This is a genomic window from Pseudomonas zeae (genome assembly GCF_014268485.2).
Lineage (GTDB): Bacteria > Pseudomonadota > Gammaproteobacteria > Pseudomonadales > Pseudomonadaceae > Aquipseudomonas > Aquipseudomonas neuropathica.
The window spans coordinates 2,428,568-2,449,703 of sequence record NZ_CP077090.1 but is presented as its reverse complement, the minus strand read 5'-3'; the positions used below and the strand labels follow the sequence as shown (position 1 = coordinate 2,449,703).

Annotated in this window: 11 protein-coding genes; 5 read left to right on the top strand and 6 right to left on the bottom strand. The window is 62.5% G+C overall.

Annotation, left to right across the window (positions count from 1 at the left end; translation table 11 throughout):
• Position 1: 1 nt before the first annotated feature.
• The 5 genes from HU754_RS10830 to HU754_RS10810 form a co-directional block, all read right to left on the bottom strand.
• Complete coding sequence (locus tag HU754_RS10830; RefSeq protein WP_186623359.1) at positions 2 to 7,825, bottom strand: non-ribosomal peptide synthetase; 7,824 nt, start codon at positions 7,823 to 7,825, stop codon at positions 2 to 4.
• Complete coding sequence (locus HU754_RS10825; protein WP_186623364.1) at positions 7,822 to 11,223, bottom strand: non-ribosomal peptide synthetase; 3,402 nt, start codon at positions 11,221 to 11,223, stop codon at positions 7,822 to 7,824. The genes HU754_RS10830 and HU754_RS10825 overlap by 4 nt, the downstream gene beginning before the upstream one ends.
• 178 nt (positions 11,224 to 11,401) lie before the next feature.
• On the bottom strand, positions 11,402 to 12,385 hold the full coding sequence (locus HU754_RS10820; RefSeq protein ID WP_099758494.1) for a TauD/TfdA family dioxygenase: 984 nt from the start codon (positions 12,383 to 12,385) through the stop codon (positions 11,402 to 11,404).
• A gap of 39 nt (positions 12,386 to 12,424) precedes the next feature.
• Entirely contained in the window at positions 12,425 to 13,165 is a 741-nt protein-coding gene (locus tag HU754_RS10815) for a thioesterase II family protein (protein WP_186623365.1), read from the bottom strand.
• Between the two features lie 72 nt (positions 13,166 to 13,237).
• Complete coding sequence (locus HU754_RS10810) at positions 13,238 to 14,410, bottom strand: MFS transporter (protein WP_186623366.1); 1,173 nt, start codon at positions 14,408 to 14,410, stop codon at positions 13,238 to 13,240.
• A gap of 263 nt (positions 14,411 to 14,673) precedes the next feature.
• Between HU754_RS10810 and HU754_RS10805 the strand changes: the two genes are divergently transcribed.
• The 4 genes from HU754_RS10805 to HU754_RS10790 all read left to right on the top strand — a co-directional run bounded on the left by HU754_RS10805 (position 14,674) and on the right by HU754_RS10790 (position 19,170).
• On the top strand, positions 14,674 to 15,675 hold the full coding sequence (locus HU754_RS10805; RefSeq protein WP_264082804.1) for a family 2 encapsulin nanocompartment cargo protein terpene cyclase: 1,002 nt from the start codon (positions 14,674 to 14,676) through the stop codon (positions 15,673 to 15,675).
• A gap of 91 nt (positions 15,676 to 15,766) precedes the next feature.
• Positions 15,767 to 16,567: a glucose 1-dehydrogenase gene (locus HU754_RS10800; protein WP_099758490.1), complete on the top strand. Its 801-nt coding sequence runs from the start codon at positions 15,767 to 15,769 to the stop codon at positions 16,565 to 16,567.
• Complete coding sequence (locus tag HU754_RS10795; RefSeq protein ID WP_186623368.1) at positions 16,560 to 18,386, top strand: glycoside hydrolase family 15 protein; 1,827 nt, start codon at positions 16,560 to 16,562, stop codon at positions 18,384 to 18,386. The genes HU754_RS10800 and HU754_RS10795 overlap by 8 nt, the downstream gene beginning before the upstream one ends.
• Positions 18,387 to 18,780: 394 nt before the next feature.
• On the top strand, positions 18,781 to 19,170 hold the full coding sequence (locus HU754_RS10790; RefSeq protein ID WP_186623370.1) for a hypothetical protein: 390 nt from the start codon (positions 18,781 to 18,783) through the stop codon (positions 19,168 to 19,170).
• A 1-nt stretch (position 19,171) separates the two neighbouring features.
• Here the strand turns inward: HU754_RS10790 and HU754_RS10785 are convergent, their stop codons facing one another.
• Positions 19,172 to 20,155, bottom strand: coding sequence for a GlxA family transcriptional regulator (locus tag HU754_RS10785; RefSeq protein ID WP_186623372.1), 984 nt, complete (start codon positions 20,153 to 20,155; stop codon positions 19,172 to 19,174).
• 89 nt (positions 20,156 to 20,244) lie between these two features.
• On the opposite strand from HU754_RS10785, the gene inhA reads away from it, so the two are divergent.
• Positions 20,245 to 20,931, top strand: a complete 687-nt coding sequence (inhA, locus tag HU754_RS10780; protein WP_186623374.1) for an isonitrile hydratase — start codon at positions 20,245 to 20,247, stop codon at positions 20,929 to 20,931.
• Positions 20,932 to 21,136: the final 205 nt, after the last annotated feature.

Here is a 21,136-nt window from a genome sequence, read left to right as displayed (position 1 = left end):
CTCAAGAAATCAGTTTTTCCAGATCATCGAGGGATAGACGTTTGAGGGCCTCCAGGGATTTAGCCAATTCATCCTGAACGGGCGACATTTCGACGCGCAGAGCCTCGATTCGCGCGCAGAACGCCTTGAGGGTATCGGTTTCGAACAGCTCCTTGAGCGGCACCTTGTCGCCCAGACGCTCCTTGATCCGGGTCACCACCAGCGTGGCCAGCAACGAGTGCCCGCCGAGCTGGAAGAAGTTGTCCGCGAGGCCCACCTGCTCGACCTCCAGCACCTCCTGCCAGATCGTCGCCACCTGCCACTGCAAATCGCTTTGCGGCGCCTGATAGTGCTGCTGCGTCGGGCCGTCGCCCAAGGCCATCAGCGCCTTGCGATCGAGCTTGCCGTTGGGGGTCAGCGGGATGGCGTCGATCAGGTGCAAGTGGCCCGGCACCATGTGCGCCGGCAAGCGACTGGCCAGGGCATTGCGCAAGCGTTCCGCCAACACCGGTTGATCGACCACTGCCTGCGCCGCGACCACGTAGGCGTGCAGGTATTTGCCGGCGGCACCGTCCTGCGCGAGCACCACGGCTTCACGGATCTCATCCTGCTCCAGCAGCCGTGCTTCGATTTCGCTGAGCTCGATACGGAAGCCGCGAATCTTCACCTGATGGTCGGCCCGGCCGATGTACTCGATGTTGTCGTCGCCGCCCTGGCGCACCAGATCGCCAGTGCGGTACAGGCGCTCGCCGTTGCTGGCGTACGGGTTCGGCACAAAACGTTCGGCGGTCAGTGCCGCGCGCAGCAGATAACCCCGGGTGACACCGGCACCGCCCAGGTACAACTCGGCAGGTACGCCACTCGGCAGTACTTGCAACTGGCTGTCGAGCAGATAGGCCACGGTGTTCGGCAACGGCCGGCCGATGTTCGCCTGCCCCTGCGGGGTGCGCAGGGTGAAGGTCGAATAGGTGGTGTCTTCCGACGGCCCGTAGAGGTCGTAGACCTGTTGCACCGACGTGCTCGCGTACAACGTGTCGACCAGGCTCTGTTTGAGCGGTTCACCGGCCAGATTGATGGTCGCCACCGAATGCGGAATCTGCCCGGCCCGTTGCAGCGCGGCAATCGCCGACGGCACCGTGTTGATCAGCGTGACCTGTTCGCGGGCCGGCAAATCGGCCAGCGCCAGCGCATTGTCCGCCAACACCAGGCAACCCCCGCAAGCCAGAGTGACGAAAATCTCCCAGACCGACAGGTCGAAGCAGATCGACGTCGACGCCAGCACGCCACGCAACTGTTCTTCGCGATAGACCCCGGCCGACCACTGAATCAGCGCCGACAGGTTAGCGTGGGTGATCGCCACGCCTTTCGGTTTGCCGGTGGAACCGGAGGTGTAGATGACGTACGCCAGATTCTGCGCAGAGACCTTCACCAGCGGTGCGCTGGCCGGGAACGCGCTCAACGCGCCCTCTTCCACCAACAACACCTGCGCACTCAAGTTTTCAGGCAGCAGCGCCAGTGCGGCCGGTTCGGTGATCAGCACGGCGGCGCGGCTGTCATCGAGCATGTGCAGTAAGCGTTCCTGCGGGTAGTCCGGATCCAGCGGCACATAGGCGCCACCGGCCTTGAGAATGGCCAACAACGCCACGAGCATATCCGGCGTGCGTCGCATGCACACGCCGACGCGCACCTCCGGCCCGACGCCCAGTGCCTGCAGCTTGTGCGCCAGACGATTGGCCCGAGCATCGAGGCTTTGGTAATCGATCTGTTGTTCGGCGAACAGCACCGCATGCGCTTGCGGTTGGCGCTGCACTTGCGCGGCGAGGTGTTCCAGCACCGTGCGCGCGTCCGTGGCCGTGACGTCGGCCTTGCCCCAAGCGATGGCTTGTTGACGCTGCGGTTCGGCGAGCAATTGCAACGCACCCAGCGGTTGTGAGGCATCGGCGAGGAACTGCGTCAGCAGGCTCTCCAGTTGCGCGCTCAAACCGCTGATTGCGGCCGCATCGAAACTGGCCCGGTCGTAACTGATCCCCAGGCTCAGCTCACGCCCGGTGACCGCCACCAGCGTCAACGGGTAGTTGGTCTGTTCCTGACGACGAATCGCCGAGAACGTCAGACCGGTGGCCGGGCCCTGTTGCAACGCTTCGGCCATCGGGTAGTTTTCAAACACCAGAATGCTGTCGAACAACGCGCCGTTACCGGCACCGGCCCAACGCTGAATGTCGTAGAGCGGCGTGTGCTCGTGTTCACGCAGTGCCAGATTGACGTCCTGCACCTGTTGCAGCCACTGGCTGACGACGATCTCGGCGGACGGCGCCGCGACCACCGGCAAGGTGTTGATGAACAGACCGATCTGCTGCTCGACGCCCGGCAAATCCGTCGGACGCCCGGCAACCGTGGCGCCGAAGGCCACATGGTCCTGCCCGGTATAACGCTGCAACAGCACCAGCCACGCCGCTTGCACCAAGGTGTTGAGGGTGACTTTCTGCTCGCGGGCGAAGCGGTTCAAGTCCGCCGTCAAGGTTTCGCTGAATACATGCGCGTGATCGGCGTAACCGCTGGCCGCGTGCTGCCCGCCCGACACGGCACTGGCCAGACGCGTCGGCTCATCAAGATCAGCGAGGGCTGTCGTCCAGAAATCGCGGCTGGCCTGCTGATCGCGCTGATCCAGCCATTCGATGTAATCGCGATAGCGCCCCTGCCCGACCGCCGGGGTCAGGCCGGCATAACGCTGCAGCACTTCGCCGAACAACTGCGAGGTGCTCCAGCCGTCCATGAGGATGTGATGGCAGGTGTAAATCAGGTGATGCGTGGCCTCGTCCGTGCGCACCAGCGTCACCCGCAACAGCGGCGCGCCAGTCAGGTCGAAACCGTTGGCCAAGTCCTCGCTGGCCAGTTGCTCCAGCGCCGTGCCGAGGTCAGCACGACCGCGCCAGTCCTGCACGCGCCATGGCATCTGCGCACTTTGACGCACCACTTGTACTGCGGCGCCAGCGTCTTGTGGCCAGACAAATGCCGTGCGCAGGATCTCGTGGGCATCAACGGTTTGCTGCCACGCTAGACGGAAGCGCTCGGCGTCGAGTTGTTGCACATCCACACGCAATTGATTGGTGTACGCCGGGCTGTCCGGATCGTTGACGCTGTGGAACAGAATGCCCTGCTGCATCGGCGACAGCGGATAGAGGTCGACGATGTCGCGGGCCGGGATCGGCAGCGCCGACAGTTGTGCCTGGGTCAGCGTTGCCAGACTGAAGTCCGACGGCGTCACAGCCGCCTCGCCACTGTCGCAGCAATGTTCGATCAAACGCTCCAGCTCGCGCCGGTAGGCTTCGGCCAGCGCCGCGACGGTTTCTGCGCGATACATGCCGCTGCCGAAGGTCCAGGTCAATTCCAGCTCACCGCCGTAGACCTGACCGTCAACGCTCAGCCAGTTACCCAGCGGCGCTGCCGCGTCCTGATTGGCGCCGGTGCTTTCGCCGCTTGGCACGAACAGCGCACCCGCGTCGGCGTTGAACGCGCCGTCGAACTGGCCGAGATAGTTGAAAGTCACGCGCGGCTGCGGCAATCCCTGCAACTCGGCGGATTGGCTCAGATAACGCAGCACACCAAACCCGATGCCTTTGCCCGGCACCGCCCGCAGTTGTTCCTTGATCGCGCACAGCGACGCACCTGGCGTCGATTCAGGGGTCAGGCGCACCGGAAACAAGCTGCTGAACCAGCCCACGGTGCGGCTCAGGTCGATGTCGTCGAACAAGTCTTCGCGACCATGACCTTCGAGCTGAATCAGTACCGAAGGCTGTTCGCTCCAGTCACACAACACCCGCGCCAGGGCCGTCAGCAACAGGTCGTTGATCTGCGTGCGATACGCCGCTGGCGCCACTTTCAGCAGCTTATGGGTCAGCGCCTGACTCAAGCGCGTGCTGGCCCGGGCCGCTTGTGCGCGGGTCTGGGTGTCCTGCGGGAAATCCCGTGGCAGTTGCGCGTCGCCCGCCGCCAGGGTTTGCCGCCAGTAGGCGCTCTCAGCGGCCAGCGCCTCACTCTGCGCGCAACGCTGCAGATGCTCGGCCCAGCTGTGCAGCGAGCTGCTTTTGCCCGGCAAGATCAGCGGCGTGCCCGCCGCCAAAGCGGTGTAAGCGAGCTGCAGGTCTTCGAGCAGAATGCGCCACGACACGCCGTCGACCACCAGGTGATGGATAACCAGCAACAGGCGTTGCTCAGCATTCGGCAGGTTCACCAACACCGCCCGCACCAAGTCCCCTTGTTGCAGATTCAGGCTGCGCTGGGCCACATCGGCCAATGCCGGCAAAGCGTCCAGGCTGTCCAGCTCACGCACCCACAACAGCTGCGGATCACGCTGAGTCTGCGGCATTGCCTGCCACACGTCGGCGGACGCCTGGAAGCACAGCGTCAATGCATCGTGCTGTTCGATCAGCGCGGCCAGCGCTGTGCGCAGATGCGCGGCGTCGAGCGGTGTGGTCGGCTGCAACATCACCGACTGGTTCCAGTGCTGACGCTGGGCAATCGCGGTTGCGAAGAAACGTGCCTGAATCGGCAACAGCGGCAACGGTCCGCGAGCGACCGGTGCCGCCGCGACGGCTTTGGCTTCGATCAGCTTGGCCACAGCCGCCAGTTGGCCGATGGTCTGTTTTTCGAACAGTTGCTTGGGGCTCAGCTTGATGCCCTGGCGTTTGGCCCGGGCAATGATCTGCAGGCTGAGGATCGAGTCACCGCCCAGTTCGAAGAAGTTGTCGCTGCTGCCCACGCTTTCAAGCTTGAGCACATCGGCCCAGATCGCCGCGAGTTTCTCTTCAACTTCACCTTGTGGCGCGACGAAGTGCTGAGTGACCACGCCCGGCACCGGCAAGGCACGTTTGTCGAGCTTGCCGTTGGCGGTCAGCGGCAATGTTTCCAGCAGCACAATCTGCGCCGGCACCATGTAATCCGGCAGGCACGCCTGCAATTGCTCGCGCAGTGCCTGCGCCTGCATGGTCCGCCCCGCCGCCGGCACACACCACGCGACCAGTTGCAGACGCGTCGGGTCGTCATCCAGTGACAGCGCCAGCACCGCCGCTTCACTGATGCCGTCGAGGCCCAGCAACACCCGCGCGACTTCCGCCGGCTCCACGCGATAACCGCGCACCTTGACCTGATCGTCGGCGCGGCCGATGAATTCCACCGTTTGCTGACGATTGCGGCGTACCCGGTCACCACTGCGATACACCCGCGCACCCGACGCGCCAAACGGATCGGGCAGGAAGCGCTCGGCCGTCAGCCCCGGCTGATTCAGGTAGCCCAGCGCCACGCTGTCACCACCGATATACAACTCGCCGGCCACCTGATCGGCAACGTTGTTCAGCACATCGTCGAGCACGTAAACGTGAGCGCCGGCCAGTGCGCTACCGACCGGTACGCTGCGCGTCAGGGTCAGATCACCGACTTCATGGGCCAGCACGCCCACCGTGGTTTCACTCGGCCCGTAGTGGTTGATGAGGCGGCAGCCCGGTTTGAGCTGGCGCACGCGCTCGACCAGCGCCGGCGAGCACGCTTCACCGCCGACAATCAACGCGTGTTCCGGCAGCACGTCGGCAGCCCGCGCGGCCTGCAACAACGCGGCCAGATGGCCGGGAACGATTTTCAGCATGCCCACTTGATGCGCGGCCATGTACTCGGCAAAGCGGTCCGGATCGAAGCCCAATTCTTCCGGCAAGACATGTAACAGGCGCCCGGAACACAGCGCACCGAAGAGCACGGTAAAACCAAGATCCGCAGCGATGGTCGAGACCAGCGCCATGCTGCTGTCCGCTGCCGGCGCCAGTCGTTCCAGCACACCGCGCACATAACTGCCCAGCGCACCGTGGCTGACCAGTACGCCTTTCGGTTGCCCGGTGGAACCGGAGGTGTGAATCACGTACGCCGGTGATTGCGCGCACAGCGTCACGGCTGGGCACGTGTCCGGCATTGACTGCCACTGCAACGCTGCAAAGGCGATGCCCTGACAGCCATCGACCGCCAGCGCGCAGACACGCGCATCGTCTTCGGCGCACAACAGCAGCCGTGCTTTCGCAGCGCCGAGCATCTGCTGCAAACGTGCGTCCGGCGCCTTGACGTCCAGCGGCATGTACACCGCGCCCGCCTTGAAGATCGCCAGCACAGAAGTCAGCCAGTCCAGCGAACGCTCCATCAGCACTGCCACCGGCTGGCCGTCGCGCACGCCTTGGGCGCGCAAATGATGGGCCAGTCGATTGGCCGCCTGATCCAGCGCCTGAAAACTCAAGGCCTGATTCAGGTCGCGCGCGGCCAGTGCTTCGGGCTGCTGCGCGACTTCACGATCCCAGTGCTGCAACACCAGCAACGCCGGTTCGGCGGGTGCCGGGAGCGGCGCTGGCGAGATCAACGCAACACTGTGCAACGGTGCCTGCGGCGCTTTCAGCAATTCGCTGAACAGACCGAGCAAGGCCGGCACGAAAGCTTCGACGGTCTGCGGGCGATAGAGGTCGCTGGCATAGGTCATCTGACCGTGAATCAGCGTGCCGTCATCGGTGATGTCCAGCGCCAGATCGAAGTGAGTGCCGTCCTTGTCCAGCGGATACTCGGCAACAGTCAGCCCTGGCAGAGCCATCGCGCGCTGTTTCTGCATGCCGACGTTCTGGTTGAACTTGGCCTGGAACAGCGGGTTGTGGCCGAGGGTGCGTTCAGCCACCAACTCGTCCACCAGTTGCTCGAACGGCAACTCCTGATGCGCCTGCGCGCCGAACGAAGCTTCACGCACCCGCGCCAGCAAATCCTCGAAACTGCCGCGCTCATCCACCTCGCAACGCAGCACTTGGGTGTTGACGAAAAAGCCGATCAGCCCTTCGACTTCAGCACGACCACGGTTGGCATTCGGCACGCCGACGCGAATGTCGCGCTGCCCGGCCTGCCGCGACAGAAACAACGAGAACCCGGCCAGCACCAGCATGAACAGACTGATGCCCTGGCTGCGGGCAAAGGCATTGAGCTGCAGGGACAGCGGCGCACCGAAATCAAAACTCAGGGTCTGGCCTTCGAAGCTTTGCGTCAGTGGCCGGGCAAAGTCCGGTGCCACTTCCAGCAACGGATGCTCTTCACCCAATTGCTGACGCCAGTAATCGAGTTGACGCTCGCCCTCGCCGGCTTCCAGCCAGCGCCGTTGCCAGATCGCGTAGTCAGCGTATTGCAGCGCCAGCGCCGGCAATTGCGGTTCGCGTTCGAGGCTGAAGGCCTGATAGCACTGGACGAATTCCTTGACCATCACGTCCATCGACCAGCCGTCAGAGACGATGTGGTGCATGCTCACCACCAGCACGAATTCCTCGTCGGCCAGGGCAAACAGACTGGCGCGCAGCAGCGGCCCGTGGCGCAAATCGAATGGTCGTGCGGTGACGGCCTGCACCTGTTGCGCCAACGCTTGCTCGCGTTCTGCTGCCGGCAGGCGGGTCAGGTCGATACGCTCCACGGCCAGCGGTTGCTGTGCAAGGATGACCTGATGCGGCTGATCACCGTCAGTCTGGAACACCGTGCGCAGGACTTCATGGCGCGCCACCAGATGATCGAACGAACGCTGCAGTGCCACTTCGTCCAGACGCCCGTTCAGGCGCAGGCCGGCGGCCATGTTGTAGGCGGCGCTTTGCGGTTCGAGTTGCCAGAGAAACAGCAGGCGCTGCTGAGCGAACGACAACGGAATCGGCGCGATATCGTGACGACTGACCGGCAGCGGCAACAGGCTGAAGTCCTTGCCATCTTCGCGCAGCTTGGCCAGAAACAGCCGACGCTGTTCCAGCGGCAAACCGACGAACCTCTTCGCGATACGTTCCGCCATGGTGCCGCTCATACTTCTTCTCCTTCCAAAGCATTGATGAACTGATCCATGTCGGACCAGTCGTCGTTCGTTGCGCCATCTGCCAGTTGCGCCAACACGGCGGCCAGATCGATCAGCAGCGGTTTCTCGAACAGGCTGCGTAGCGGCAGCACCACGCCCTGCTGACTTTTCACCCGGGCAATCACTTGCGCGGCCAACAGCGAGTGGCCGCCCAGTTCAAAAAAGTGATCGTCAAGACCCACCCGCGAAACTTGCAAAACATCCGCCCAGATCTGCGCCAGACACAACTCGGCGTCCGATTGCGGGGCGCGATAATCGCCCTGCAACTGCGCCGGATCCGGCGCCGGCAACGCCTTGCGATCGAGCTTGCCGCTGGGTGTCAGCGGCAGGTTCGCCAGCAACAGCAAGTGGCCCGGCACCATGTAGTCCGGCAAATGGGCTTGCAGGGCAGCGCGAATTTGCTGACGGAACGCCGCTTGCGTCGCGGCGTTTTCGAGCGTGGCCTGATCGGCGACTACGTAGGCCACCAGTTGCTGGCCGCCGCTGAGCGGCACCGCCAGCACCACGGCTTCGCGAACGCCAGGGCATTGCTGCAGGCGCGATTCGATTTCGCCCAACTCGATGCGGAAACCGCGAATCTTCACTTGATGATCGGCCCTACCGATGTACTCCACGGCTCCGTCAGGTCGCAAGCGCGCGCGGTCACCGGTGCGGTACAGGCGCTGGCCATCGGCAAACGGGTCGGCGATAAAACGCTCGGCGCTGAGCATCGGCTGGCGGTGATAACCCCGCGCCAGGCCCGGACCACCGATGTACAACTCGCCCACCGCGCCTTGCGGCAGCAGGTTCAAATCATCGTCCAGCACGTATAAACGGCGCGCGTCGAGACCGTGGCCGATCGGGATGCCGCGCCACGACACGGCGTCCGCCGTCAATGCCGTGCAATCGTGAATGCTCGACACCACCGTGGCCTCGGTCGGCCCGTAGGTATTGAGCAAGCGCACATGGCCCAAACCGGCCTGTTGCCACAAGCGCAAACCGTCCACCGCCATCGCTTCGCCGCCGACGTGAATCTGCCGCAGCGCACCGAAGCCGCTCGGTGGATTAGCGGCATATTCCTGCACCAGCCAATACCAATAAGCCGCCGGCAAGTCGGCCAAGGTGATGCCGTGATCGACAATCACTTGATGCAACGCCGCGCTGTCCCACAACCGCGCATCGCGCAGGACGACTGCGGCGCCGTGGCACAGCGGCGGGAAAAACTGCTCGACAAAGCCGTCGAAGCTGCTGGTGGCGAACTGCAGAACGCGATCGCCTTCACGCAGGTCGCTGTAATCGATGGCGCGGGCGATGAACTCGCTCAGCGCGCCGTGGCTGACCGCGACTCCTTTCGGCCGCCCGGTGGAACCGGAGGTGTAGATCACATAGGCGAGGTTTTGCGCGGCGACCGTCACCGGCAGATTGTGGGCCTGATCACTGTCGGCCAGTTGCTCCAGGCACAGGCAATCGACGCCATCCAGATCCGGCAGGCTGGCGAGGCTGGCGTGATCGGTCAGCAGCAATTTCAAACCGCTGTCATCTAGCACATGGCGCAAGCGTTCGGCCGGGGTTTGCGGATCCAGCGGCACGTAGGCGCCGCCGGCCTTGAGCACCGCCAGCAACGCCACCGCCAGTTCCAGCGAGCGCCCCAACGCGACACCGACCAGCACATCAGGGCCGACACCGCGAGCGCGCAACTGATGGGCCAGACGATTACTGCGGGTGTTCAACTCGGCATAGCTGAGTGCCGGCGACGGCTCGGTCGCCAGAATCACTGCCAATGCCTGTGGCGTGCGCGCTACTTGCGCTTCGAACAGGGTCTGCACGCTGGCGAACACAGGTTCTGCTTCGGTGGCCTGAATGAGTTGTGCACGTTCCGCCTCCGCCAGCAGTTCGACTTCGCCGACGATTTGCTGCGGATCGCGGCACACGGACGCGAGGATGTTGCGCCAATGCCCGGCCATAGCAGCAATGGTGGTGGCATCAAAAATATCGGTGGCGTAGGTGAACGCCGCGAACAATTGCTCGCCCTCCTCACGGGTGTCGAGCATCAGGTCGCTGGTGGCGGCATGTTGGCGACCGCTGCCGGCCAATTGCTCCTCAGTCAAATAGCCCACCTGCAAACCGGACTCCAGTTGCACATCGTGCAAGTCGGTCACCAGCGGCTGGTGGTTGAACATCACCTGAAACAACGGGTTGTGGCTTTGGCTGCGCGCCGGTTGTAAGGCTTCGATCAAGGCATCGAACGGCAGATCCTGATGAACCTGGGCGCCGAGCGCAGCCTGACGCAGGCTTTGCAACAGATCGGCAAAGCGGGTTTGTGCAGTGACTTCACTGCGCAGGATCTGCGTGTTGACGAAGAAGCCGATCAGCCCTTCAGTTTCGCTGCGCGTACGGTTGGCAATCAGCCCGCCGACGCGGATGTCGGTCTGGCCGCTGTAGCGATGCAGCAACGTTTTGAACGCCGCCAACAGCACCACGAACAGCGTCACGCCCTGACGTTGCGCGAGGCTTTTCAGCGCTTGGCGCAGCGCTGCGTCGATCACCGTTTCCAGACGCGCGCCCTGATGACTGGATTGCGCCGGATAGGCACGATCGGTCGGCAGCTCAAGCAGCGGATGCTCGTCGCCCAATTGCGTGCGCCAGTAATCCAGCTGACGTTCGCGCTCACCGGCCTCCAGCCAACTGCGTTGCCACAGGGCGTAATCGCGGTAGTGCACGGTGAGTGCCGGCAACGATGGCTCGCGCCCCGCCACCAGTGCATCGTAAGTGCGCATGAATTCATCGATGAGAATGTTCATCGACCAGCCATCGGCGATGATGTGGTGCAAGGTCAGCAGCAACACATGCTCCTGCTCGGCCAGGCGCAACAGGCGCAGGCTGAGCAGCGGACCGTTCTCGAGATCGAAGGCCTGAGCGGCCTCCGCCATCATGTGCTGCTGCGCCAGCGGCCAGCGCTGGGTCTCGGGCAGCGCACTCAGATCAGTGATCGGCAGTTTCAACGGCTGCGGTTCGGCGACACGCTGAAACGCGCGCTCACCTTCCTGACCGAAGGTGGTGCGCAAGCACTCGTGCCGCGCCGCCAGTAGACTGAACGCCTGCTCCAGCGCCTGTGCTTGCAGATCGCCCGTCAGGCGCACCGCCATCGGCAAGTTGTAAGCGGCACTGTGCGGGTCCAGTTGCCAAAGAAACCACATCCGCTGCTGGGCGTACGAAAGCCCGTCGCGCTCGGCGATTCCGTCACAGGCAGTCATGGGAAGCTGCGCAAAATCGATGCCCTCACGGGCCATGCCGGCGAGGAACAAACGGCGTTTGTCCTGTGGCAGTTCGATAAAACGACGGGCTAGTTTCTGGGCGTCTGCGGCATTCATGCATGGGGTCCTTGCTGATCGGCGGCGTGACCAGGAGACCCGGTCGTATCAACAAGAACGAATGACAAACGCGATGATTTAGCGCGCTGGCGCAACAGCGGCCCGACGGTAGGCACACAAACGCCGAAGCCGATACGAGACCGGCTTCGGCTGCTTTACCACCAGGCGTGGGGATTGCTCAGAGCGGCCCCTGTGAATGCCCTTCAGCCATGGCGACAATCACCTTGCGCGGGCCTTCGAACGGCGAACGCGCGTGCGCCGAGAGCATGTTGTCGAGCATCAGCACATCGCCCTCCTGCCAGGGAAAGCTGATCGCGCACTCGTCGAGCACCGCGCGAATCTGCGCCAGCACCTCGTCTTCAATCGCCGAGCCATCGCCGTAATAGACGTTACGCGGCAAGTCTTCTTCGTCGACGATATCGAGCAGGCTTTCGCGTACTTCCGCTTGCAGGTTGGAAATGTGGAACAGGTGCGCCTGATTGAACCAGACGTTGTCGCCGGTCACCGGATGGACCGCCACCGCCTGACAAGTCTGGCGAGTACGCAACTCACCGTCGTCCTTCCATTCGCAGACAATGCCGTGGGCCTTGCAGTAGGCCTCGACGACCTCGCGATCGTCGGTGTTGAACACGTCTTCCCAAGCCACATCCAAGCCGTTGCCGAAGTTGCGCACATACATCAGCCCTTTGCTGACGAAGCGCTCGCGAATCGCCAACGGAATGCGCCGATAAACTTCACGGCTGTCGGCAATCGGCGTCTCGCCGCCGGACTTGGCGGCGATCATGCTGTAGAACCAGATCTTCATCGGCCAGTCGCGGGAATAAGCCTGCTCGTTGTGCAGCGGAATGCTCTGGTGCGCCGGGTATTCGGTCGAGGTGTACACGCCCTGCGTCACGTTGGTGCGCGGCGTCGAACCGAATTCATAGTTCAACAACGGATGGCCAAAACTGGCCGCAAACTGCCGGAACTGTTCGGCACCGTTCAGACGGAAGCCGCGAAACAGCACCCCGCCGTCGCGCAGCAGATGCTCGTCCACCAGTTCTTTCAATTCATCGAACACCGCCAACAAGTCAGTGTCCGCATCGGTCGCTTCCACCAACAACGGCAAGCGCCCCCGTTGCGGCAGCAGTGGCCGAACGGAAAATCCCACAGCAACAGCCATGACTGGCCTCCTGTAATCACTCGATAGGTGAACCGCGCGCTAAAACGCCGGTGCCGTAGCCTGCGCATGACGGCGGTGATGGACTTCCAGATGGGTCTTGATCGTGCGGATGACCCGGGCTTCGTGTTCATGAATGAAGAAATGCCCACCGGTCATCATGTCCACGGAAAAACTGCCCAGGGTTTCCTTGCTCCAGCCGATCAGTTGCTCGGTGGTCGCGCGGTCTTCCTTGCCGCCCAGCACGTGCACCGGGCAATTGAGCAACGGCCGCTGCGCCGGCGTGAAACGCCCGCACATCATGAAGTCCGCGCGCAGCACCGGCAGGGTCAGGCTCATCAGTTCTTTGTTGGCCAATACTTCTTCGCTGGTGCCCTGGAAGGTGCGCAACTGATCGATCAATTCCTCATCGCTACGCGCTTCGGCAAAGCCGCGATCGTAGTCACTGCGCATCGTCGGCGCAGCAGTACCGGAAGCGAACAACGCCACCGGCTCCGGTACTCCGAGTTCGCGAAAGGCATGCGCCATCTCGCACGCTAGCAGCGCGCCGAGGCTATGCCCGAACAGTGCGTAAGGCGTCTGCAAGCCAGCCTTGTGCTCGCGGGCCAGTTGCCGGGCCAGCGCACGCATGTCGATTTGCAGGGGTTCGTCGAAACGGGCACCGCGCCCGGGCAGCTCCACCGGTTGCAAGTGCAGCCACGACGGCAGTTGGCGCCGCCAGCGGCTATAGACCATGGCGCTGGCGCCCGAATAGGGCAGGCACAGCAGTGTCAGCTTTGTCACCGCGTTTACCTCAATAGGATTATCTGTAAAAGAGAACGGATGAGATAGCGCGGGAATTAGTCGGTTAGCCGATCACTTCAGATGACGGAAACTCTGCACCGCCGATGCGAGGACTACCGCCCCGGCTGCAATCGCCAGCCAGAAGCCGCTGCGCGCGCCGAAGGCATCGACCAGTGCGCCTGCGCCGGCGGCGCCCACCGCCACGCCGATACTCAAACCGGTCACCAGCCAGGTCAGGCCTTCAGTGAGCTTGGCCGGCGGTACGATGCGCTCGATCAACGCCATCGCCACAATCAGCGTCGGTGAGAAGAACAGCCCGGCGACGAACACCGCCACCGACAATCCAACAATATTGCTCGCCAGCAACAGCGGCAATGTGGTCACCGCCGTCGCCACTCCACCGTACAAAAACAGCTGCGGCAACGGCAGCTTCGAGCGCATCGCACCGAACGCGATACCGGACAGGAAAGAACCGATTCCGTACACCGACAATACGATGCTCGCCGCCGCCGGCTGCCCCTGTTGCTGAGCGAACGCGACGCTGACCACATCAATCACACCGACGATGACGCCCATGGCGGTCATCAACAACAGCAGCCACTGCATGTCCGTGGAGCGAATGATCGAGCCTTGATGGTGTGGCTCATGCGGATGCACCGAGGGCTCGGTACTGCGCTGGGCGACAAACGCGGTGACGCCGACCGCCAGCATCAACAGCCCCGCCAGTGGTCCGGCCTCGGGAAACAACGTCACACACAGCCCCACCGACAGCGGCGCACCGACGATAAAGCAGACTTCATCGAGTACTGACTCCAGCGCATAAGCCGTCTGTAACTGCGGTTGGCCGCGATAGATCTCCGTCCAGCGCGCCCGCACCATCGCCGACATGCTCGGCATGCACCCGGCCAGCGCGGCAAAGATAAACAGCGTCCAGTTCGGCGCCTGTAACCGCGTGCACAGCAGCAACAGCAGCAGTGCCCCGCCGCCGATCAATGCCGATACCGGCAGAATGCGTCGCTGCCCAAAACGATCGACCAACCGAGAGACCTGCGGCGCGCAAAACGCTGTGGCCAGGGCAAAGGTTGCCGCCACCGCGCCGGCCAGCGCATACCCGCCCTTCAACTGCGACAGCATGGTGATCACGCCGATACCGGTCATGGAGATCGGCATGCGCGCGATCATTCCGGCCAGGACAAAATTCCGTGCGCCGGGGGCGTTGAACAATTCGCGGTAGGGGTTTGCCATGGACTGCAGCCTCATCAAGGGCCGCCAAGTTGCCATAGGGTCGGGTGGCGTGGAAGCAGGGAATTGTTGGTGGAATGTGAAGGTGCGAAGCCCCGGGTCGTTTCGCTGAACAGATGGCTCAGTCGCCCCTGCCGGACTGCCGCTGGCAACTGACCAGACCGCCAGAAACCTCCGTCAGACTCTGGATCCAGGATGACCATCTGTCGCAAAGCGCGCAGACCTGTCAGGTCTGACAGGTGCCTTTTTTCGCCAATCGGGCTCTGATGACCCTGCGCTCAACCGCGAAGGAATCGCCGATGCAATCGCCCTGGACTGTCCCGCCGCTATATGGACTTGCCCCTTTTAGAGTCGACCCGTCTCTGGCGGCAGAAGTGGATGATCGCCTCATGCCGTGGATCGAGCAGGTCGGGATTTTTCCAGGCCAGCACAAAAAAGTGCGGGCGATGGGCTTCGGGCGCTTCGCTGTGCTTTGTCATAACGATACGGATGATCCGGACCGCCTGCTGCTGGCGGCGCAATGTTTTGCCGCCCTGTTCGCCGTCGATGATTACTACTGCGATGACGAGAGAACCGGATCTGAACCGAAAATGGTCGGCCCACGCCTGTCCGTGGCGCTGGCAGCGCTGGAACCGGTTTACTTGAGCGAACGGTTCCGCCCCGGCCTTGAGCGGGCATTGAGCGGCGATCCGGTATTGGTCGCTCTGCGCGGGTATCTGGCGCGGGTGGAGTCCTTCGCCACACCGGCACAGGTGGCACGCGTGCGCCATGAAATCATCGCCATGTTCGTGACCATGAGCGCCGAAGCGGCCTGGCGCACCGAAGGTCTCACGCCAGCACTTTGGGAATATCTGGCCCACCGTCAGGTCAACAGTTTCCTGCCGTGCCTGTCGTTGATCGACATCATTGCAGGCTACGAACTGCCGGCCAATGTGTATAGCGCACCCGACGTGCGACGCGTGACGGCACTGGCCGCCAGCGCGACGATCATTGCCAATGATCTGTTTTCGGCGCTAAAGGAGCAGCAAGCCGGAATCGGTGACTTCAACCTGCCCTTGCTGTTGATCCGCGAACAGCACTGCTCGCCGGAACAAGCAATGGCGCAAAGTGCCGCCATTCACGACGAGATCATGCATTTGTATGAGGCCGCAGAACAGGCCGTACTGCCGCACGCATCAGCGCCGCTCATACGTTACCTGGGCGGAGTCAAGAGCTGGCTGGCCGGCAATGTGGAATGGCATCGCACCAGTGGTCGCTATCAGGTCTGAAGCTGTCGATCTTTTCATGATCGCAAGATGAACTCTCGCCGCCGCCCGTCAGTCAGCTAAATAAGCCCACTGACCCCAGGCGCGATTTTGCATGCATATTTCCCTCGCCCGACAAACAGCCCTGATCACCGGCGCCAGCTCCGGCATCGGCCAGGCGTGCGCCAAAGCCCTGGCCGCTGCCGGCGCGGCGGTGGTCATCAACTACAACCGCCAGGCAGAACCTGCCGAAGCACTGGCTCGGCAAATCATCGCTGACGGTGGGCAGGCCATCGCCATTCGCGCTGATGTCTCCAAGGAAGACGAGGTTGAGCGGCTGTTCTCGGCGGCCATCGATGCCTTCGGTTCGCTGGATATTCTGCTGGCCAACTCGGGTATGCAAAAAGATGCCGCCGCTGTGGACATGACCCTCGACGACTGGAACGCGGTGATCGGCGTCAACCTCACCGGGCAGTTCCTCTGCGCCCGCGCTGCCCTGCGGATTTTCAATCGCCAGGGCGTTCGTGAAGGCGTGTCCCGCGCGGCCGGCAAGATCATCCACATGAGTTCGGTGCACCAGCGCATTCCCTGGGCCGGGCACGTCAATTACGCCGCGTCCAAGGGTGGTGTCGATCAGTTGATGCAGACCCTTGCACAGGAAGTCAGCCACCAACGCATTCGCATCAACGGCATCGCGCCGGGGGCGATTCGCACGGCGATCAACAAAGACGCCACCGAAGGCGCTGCCGGCGAAAAGCTGCTTGATCTGATTCCCTACGGGCGCATCGGCGACGCGCAAGACGTCGCCAACGCCGTGGTCTTTCTCGCCTCGGATGCCGCCGATTACATCGTTGGTACCACCCTGTTCATCGACGGCGGCATGAGCCTCTATCCGGAGTTTCGCGGCAATGGCTGAGCATCACCTGGAACGACAAAGCCCGATCGACGCCCACGGCATCATCGGCGACATGCGCAGTGCGGCACTGATCAACGACCGTGGCAGTGTGGATTTTTTCTGCTGGCCGGAATTCGACAGTCCGTCGATTTTCTGTTCGTTGCTGGACACCCCGGACGCGGGGATTTTCCAGTTGGCGCCGGACTTGCCGGACGCGCGCCGCGAACAGATTTACCTGCCCGACACTAACGTTCTGCAAACCCGCTGGTTGAGTGAGCGCGCGGTGGTCGAAGTCACCGATCTGCTGCCAGTGGCGGACAACGCCGATGACCTGCCGCTGTTGATGCGTCGGGTGCGCGTGGTCAGCGGCGAAGCGACTTTCACCATGCGCTGCGCCGTGCGCCACGATTACGCCCGAGCCGACACCCGAGCTCAGATGGATCAACAAGACGTGACATTTAGCGCTTCCGGCCAACCGTCACTGCGCCTGGCTTCGGACCAGCCGATGCAGATCGACGCGCAAGCGGCGGTGGCACAATTCACGCTCAAGCAAAATGAAACGGCGGCGTTCATGCTCGGGGCGACTGATGATCCACGATTCGCCGAAGGCGCCGGACACTTGTGCATGAAACGCACATTGAAGTTCTGGCGCGACTGGATCGGTCAGTCGATTTACCGCGGACGCTGGCGGGAAATGGTCAACCGCTCGGCCCTCGCGTTGAAGCTGCTGACCTCACGCAAACACGGCGCGATTCTCGCCGCCGCCACATTCGGTCTACCGGAAACGCCGGGCGGCGAACGTAACTGGGACTACCGCTACACATGGATCCGCGATGCCTCGTTCACGGTGTACGCGTTCATGCGCCTGGGCTTTGTCGGCGAGGCCAACGCCTATATGGGCTGGCTGCGCGGACGGGTCAGCGACTGCTGCGGCAAGCCGATGAAGTTGAACATTCTGTACGCCATCGATGGTCGTCAGGAATTGCCGGAAACCGAGCTGTCGCACTTGTCCGGTCACGGCGGTGCGCAACCGGTGCGCATCGGCAACGGCGCTTACGATCAGATTCAGCTGGATATCTTCGGCGAGCTGATGGATGCGGTGTATCTGGTCAACAAGTACGGCGACGCGATTTCCCATGAAGGCTGGAAACATGTGCGCGAAGTGGTCGATCAAGTCTGTGAAACGTGGCAGACCGCCGATGTCGGCATTTGGGAAATGCGCGGTGAGCAGCATCACTTCCTGCACTCACGGCTGATGTGCTGGGTAGCGCTGGACCGGGCGATTCGCTTGGCCTCGAAACGCTCGTTACCGGCACCGTTTGCGCAATGGGACTCGACCCGGCAGGCGATCTACGCCGACATCTGGGACAACTTCTGGAATGAGGAGCGCGGGCATTTCGTCCAGTACAAGGGCGGCACCGCGCTGGATGGCTCGATGTTGTTGATGCCGTTGGTGCGTTTCGTCAGCGCCAAGGATCCGCGCTGGCTGTCGACCCTTGCGGCCATCGAAAAGACCTTGGTGCGCGACGGCATGGTTTATCGCTATCGCAATGACGACAGCAATATCGATGGCCTGGCCGGCACTGAAGGCGCCTTCGCCGCGTGTTCGTTCTGGTATGTCGAATGCCTGGCTCGCGCGGGGCAGGTTGAAAAAGCCCATCTGGAGTTTGAGCAATTGCTGCGCTATGCCAATCCGCTGGGTCTCTACGCCGAAGAGTTCGACGCCCATGGCCGGCACTTGGGTAATACCCCGCAAGCCTTGACGCATCTGGCGTTGATCAGTGCGGCGAGTTTTCTCGACCGCAAGCTGAGTGGGGAAAAGAGTTACTGGCAGCCGTAATTGTCACCAAAGGCTGTAGGAAATAGTCTGCATCAACAACCAATTGTAGGACTGACACCTACGCAAAAGCAGGCTCACTCCCACCCCCTATGGCGAGGGAGCTTGCTCCCGCCGGGTCGCGAAGCGGCCCTGAAACCTGCCTCGCCAATCCCACTGAAGCACCGGGTTGCCTGACTTTGCGCCTGCTGCACAGCCGAGCGGGAGCAAGCTCCCTCAGCACAGTTTTCAACTGCCGCAAGACTACAAATGGTCAACATCCCCCGAACCGTGCCTGCCCTGCAACTCGCAGTCACACCCGGAAATACCCTGTTGCCAGCTGTTACATCCACCCCTACCATCCACCGCAACGGGCACAGCGGAGCTGTCCAATAAAACCCGAATTCAAGGAACCAGAATGTCCCAGCACGTCCAGCGCACCATCGACACGCCGCTTCGCAGCGGCCTGACCCGCACCCAACTCTGGGAAGCCGCGGACAAAGGCCTGATCAAGTGCTGGGAAATCGGCCGCCAGCGCGCCACCCGCTTCCCCGACCTCGCGCAAAAATGTCTCGCCGGCGAACTGCCCGTGCTCGGCTGGAAAGGTGGCGTGAGCCGCAGCCTGAAGAAAAACGAGAAATATGGCTCGCTGAAGTATCTGGCGCAGTGGCAAGGCTTGCGCGGTGAGGATCTGGATATTGATTTGAGTGCAGAACGTGCGCTGACGTGTTCGCGGACGAAGATGCGGGTGACGTTTACCCCGGATCGGACGAAGTATTTCAATCAGGTGGCGGAAGCTGAGGCTTGATTCAAGGCATCACCGGATCTGCTCCAGCCTTGACCGAAAACCGCTCCCGATAAGCCTGCGGCGTCACCCCGATAGCCCGCAGGAAACTTCGGCGCAATGTCTCTTCACTGCCAAACCCGCAATTGGCGGCGATGCGTTTGACCGGTAAACCGGTGTCACTGAGCAATCGCCGGGCGGTTTCGACGCGAATCAATTCGATCGCCCGCGCCGGGGTCTGGCCGGTGTCGGCACGGTAGTGGCGGACGAAACTGCGTTCGCTCATGCCAGCTTGTTCTGCGAGGGTCGGGATGCCGAGGTCGCAGGTGAGGTTTTCGGCGATCCACGCGTGCAGTTCATCAAAGCGATTGCCCTGACTCTGCAAGGATAAGGTCACGCTGAACTGCGATTGCCCGCCCGGGCGCTTGAGGAACACCACCAGATGCCGGGCGACGTCCAGGGCGATGTCGCTGCCCAGATCCTCTTCAACCATGGCCAAGGCCAGATCGATGCCGGCCGTAACCCCCGCCGACGTCCAGACCGGGCCGTCATTGATGAAAATCGGATTGGCCTCAACGTGCAGATTCGGATGTTGCTGCGCCAGTTGTTCGCATCGCGTCCAGTGGGTGACCACGCGACGGCCATCGAGCCAACCGCTTGCCGCCAACAGAAATGCCCCCGTACACACGGAGGCCACGCGTCGGCATTTGCCCGCGTGTTCGCGCACCCAATCCACCAACAGCACATCTTCGGCCGCCGGATAAATGCCCCAGCCACCGGCGATGATCAACGTATCGCTGGGCGCTTCGGGCAACGGTTCGGCCAACACCGCCAACCCCGCCGACGACATCACCGCCCCGCCGCCGCTGGCAATCACGCTCGGCGCATACGGGATCGGCAAGCCGCGCTGACGGGCGATGTCGTTGGCCGAGGCGAACACCTGCAAGGGGCCGGTGACGTCGAGGATCTGCATGTTGGCAAACGCGAGTACGTGGATGGCTTTGGGCATTTGGCGTAATTCGTGGGGTGATTGGCGTATGCGCCAGAACCTACGCGCCTACAGTGAAGCCGTCCAGCCCTTTTCATGGAGTAAGAACGATGACGTTGCAGATCGGTTTTCTGTTGTTTCCACAGGTTCAGCAACTCGACCTGACCGGGCCGTATGACGTGCTCGCCTCGCTGCCGGGCGTGCAGGTGCACTTGATCTGGAAGGATCTGATGCCGGTCACCGCCAGCACCGGACTGCTGCTGAAACCAACCACCACGTTTGAGGATTGCCCGGATCTGGATGTGATCTGTGTACCGGGTGGTGGTGGCGTCGGCGCGCTGATGGAAGATGAGCTGACGCTGGCTTTCATCAAGCGTCAGGCTGCGCAGGCGAAGTACGTGACATCGGTGTGCACCGGTTCGCTGGTGCTCGGCGCGGCGGGTCTGCTGCAAGGCAAACGGGCGACCACGCATTGGGCGTATCACGATCTGCTGCCGACGCTGGGGGCGATCGCGGTGAAGGATCGGGTGGTGCGTGACGGCAATCTGTTTACCGGCGGCGGGATCACGGCGGGGATTGATTTCGCCTTGGTGCTGGCTGAAGAGTTGGTGGGTGCCGATGCGGCGCAGTTGATCCAGTTGCAATTGGAATATGCGCCGGCACCGCCGTTCAACGCGGGCAGCCCGGCAACCGCGCCGAACGCAATTGTCGATGAAGCACGTTTGCGTGCAGCGCCATCGCTGAAGCTGCGCACGGAAATAACCGAGCGTGCGGCGGCGAAACTTAACTTGCGCTAGATCCAATCCCTACACAAATCCCCTGTGGGAGCGAGCCTGCTCGCGAAGACGGTGGATCAGTCGATATTGATGTTGTCTGACCCACCGCTTTCGCGAGCAGGCTCGCTCCCACAAGGGATTTGTGTGTGGCCGAAGGTTTGTGTGCCGTCCCCACATCCCGCCACACCTTCACTTGTCCCCCGCCGCTCGTCCGTGTAGAAAGCCC